This window comes from Achromobacter sp., assembly GCF_036567245.1.
In the GTDB taxonomy this organism is placed as follows: Bacteria; Pseudomonadota; Gammaproteobacteria; order Burkholderiales; family Burkholderiaceae_B; genus Achromobacter.
Genome location: NZ_DATCUY010000376.1, coordinates 1 through 2,452, shown reverse-complemented (window position 1 = coordinate 2,452; position 2,452 = coordinate 1). Strand labels below are relative to the sequence as shown.

Annotated in this window: 3 protein-coding genes; 2 read left to right on the top strand and 1 reads right to left on the bottom strand. The window is 64.4% G+C overall.

Features of this window, described 5'->3' with window-relative positions:
* Positions 1 to 317, bottom strand: a 317-nt coding sequence (locus VIR09_RS16125) for an FGGY family carbohydrate kinase (RefSeq protein WP_332013780.1), incomplete at its 3' end; no start/stop codon positions are given.
* A gap of 179 nt (positions 318 to 496) precedes the next feature.
* On the opposite strand from VIR09_RS16125, the gene VIR09_RS16120 reads away from it, so the two are divergent.
* Together VIR09_RS16120 and VIR09_RS16115 are read left to right on the top strand one after the other, a co-directional pair.
* A complete protein-coding gene (locus tag VIR09_RS16120; RefSeq protein ID WP_207468845.1) occupies positions 497 to 1,531 on the top strand; it encodes a substrate-binding domain-containing protein in 1,035 nt (344 codons plus the stop codon).
* A partial coding sequence (locus tag VIR09_RS16115; protein WP_332013779.1) for a sugar ABC transporter ATP-binding protein occupies positions 1,528 to 2,452 on the top strand: 925 nt, incomplete at its 3' end. The genes VIR09_RS16120 and VIR09_RS16115, both read left to right, overlap by 4 nt.

Below are 2,452 nucleotides of genomic sequence, written 5' to 3'. Positions count from 1 at the left end.
TCGGTCGATGCCACCGCGCGGCCCTCCAGCAATTGGCCGCTCGCATCCAGCGCATACAAGCCGGCGCCATGGCCCGTGCAGCAGAGCGCGCGCACGTCCGCCACGCGCCTGCCCAGTTGGGCCGTCACGCCTTGCAAGGCCAGCGCCAGCGCCGCCTCGATGGCATCCGCGGACAGCTCGCAACCGCCTTGCGCCAACTGCCGGTAGGGCAGCGCGCCGCCCGATGCGGCCAGCGTGGCGCCGCTCCCGGCCTCGAAGGCAACCGCCTTCAGGCCCGTGGAGCCCATGTCTATACCCAGGTAGATGTCTGTTTTCATGTCATAACATTGTCTACAGAAATTTCACTCAGGATAGCAGTGTTTCCCCTAGTAATCTAAAAATTTGCCGTGCAATATAGTTCGTCGATGTCATAACAACGATTCGACCCGGACAGGTTGAACAACAGGCACCGAGGGCTCCAGGGTTCTTGGATCTTTGCGAAAAAAAGGAGCGGAACATGAGACGAGATTTCTTGAAGACCGTAGCGGCGGCGGGCGCCAGCCTGGCGGGAGCCAACGCCTTTGCGCAGAACACGCCGCAAGCCCCCGGGCTGCGCGGCAACGCGAACGACGTCTACGTGATGAACGTGATGGTGTCCGGGGTGGAGTATTGGTTTCCTGTCTACGAAATGATGAAGCAGCTGGGCCATTCGCTCGGCGTGCGCACCCGTTATTCGGGTACGCCCGAATATGACGTCAACAAGCAGCTGGCCTCGTTCGAGCAGGAGCTGGCGCGCAAGCCGGCCGGCATCCTGCTGCATCCCATGAATCCCGATCCCTTCATCGAACCCATCAACCGCGCCGCGGCCATGGGCATCCCGGTGGTGACCTTCGCGGCCGACTCTCCCAATTCCAAGCGCGTGTCCTTTGTCACGTCCGACAACGACCGCGAAGGCGCGCAGGCCGCCGACGCCATCGCCGCCGCGCTCAACGGCAAGGGCGAATACGCGGTGCTGGAAAATCCCGGCCAGGACAACCATGATCGCCGCGTCGCCGCCTTCATCAACCGCATGAAGACCCAGCATCCCGGGATGAAGCTGGTGGGCCGCGCGGCCAGCAACCAGGACCCGAACAAGGCCTACCAGGCCACGCTGAGCCTGGCGCAGGCCAACCCCGGCCTGGGCGCCCTGTTCATGCCCGAAGCCAATTCGGCGCTGGGCGCGGCACAGGCATCCATCGAAACCAAGAAGAACATCAAGGTCCTGTGCTGCGACGTGAACGCCAAGATCCTGGACATGATCAAGTCCGGCGAGGTCTTTGGTTCCGTCAATCCGAACCAGGGCGTGCAGGGCTACATGGGCATGATGCTGCTGTTCCTGGCCCGCAACCAGCAACTGATCGACCCGATGAACGACGCCAAGCGCAACGGCACCAACCCCATGGCGGTGCCGTTCCTGGACAACGGCCTGTCCATCGTCAGCAAGGCGAACGCCGACGACTTTTATTGGGACAAGTACCTGGCGCGTCGCGGCACCAAGGGCATCAACGAATGAAGGCGCCCGCACCGCTGCTGGAACTGCAGGGCATCAGCAAGCAGTTCGGCGCGTCCAAGGCCCTGGCCGACGTGGGTTTCACGCTGCGCCGGGGCGAAATCCATGCCTTGTGCGGCGAGAACGGGGCCGGCAAGTCGACGTTGATGAAGATCATCGACGGCATTCACCAGCCGGACAGCGGCGCCATCTACCTGGAAGGCGAGCGCGTGGTCATCAACGGGCCGGCCCACGCCATGCGCCTGGGCATAGGCCTGGTCCACCAGGAAATCGCGCTGTGCGGCGACGCGACCGTGGCCGAGAACATTTTCATGCCCGCAATCAGCGCCGGCGCGCAGGCCTGGATGGACTATGCCAGCCTGAACGAGCGCGCCGCAGGCGTGCTGCGGCGGCTGGGCCAGGACATCGACCCGGGCTTGCGGGTGGATGCGCTGGGCATATCCAGCCAGCAGCTCGTCGAGATCGCCCGCGCCTTGACGCTGGACTGCAAGGTGCTGATCCTGGACGAGCCCACGGCCGCGCTGACCGAAGTCGAGTCCGTGGCGCTGTTCCGCGTGTTGCACGACCTGAAAGCCCAAGGCATCGGCATTGTCTACATCAGTCACCGCATGGCCGAGATCTTCGAGCACAGCGACCGCGTCACGGTGCTGCGCGACGGCCGCGACGTGCATACCGCCGATATTGCGGCGCTCTCGCCAGACGCGCTGGTGCGCTGCATGGTTGGACGCGACCTGGGCAACTATTACCCGCCCCGCCAAGCCGCTGGCGACGCGCCTGCCGAGGTCTTGCTGGAAGTGGAGGACATCGCCGATGGCGCGAATGTCCACGGCATTTCATTCACGCTGCGCCGGGGCGAAATCCTGGGCATATCCGGCCTGATGGGCGCGGGCCGCAGCGAACTGGCCGAAACCGTGTGCGGCCTGC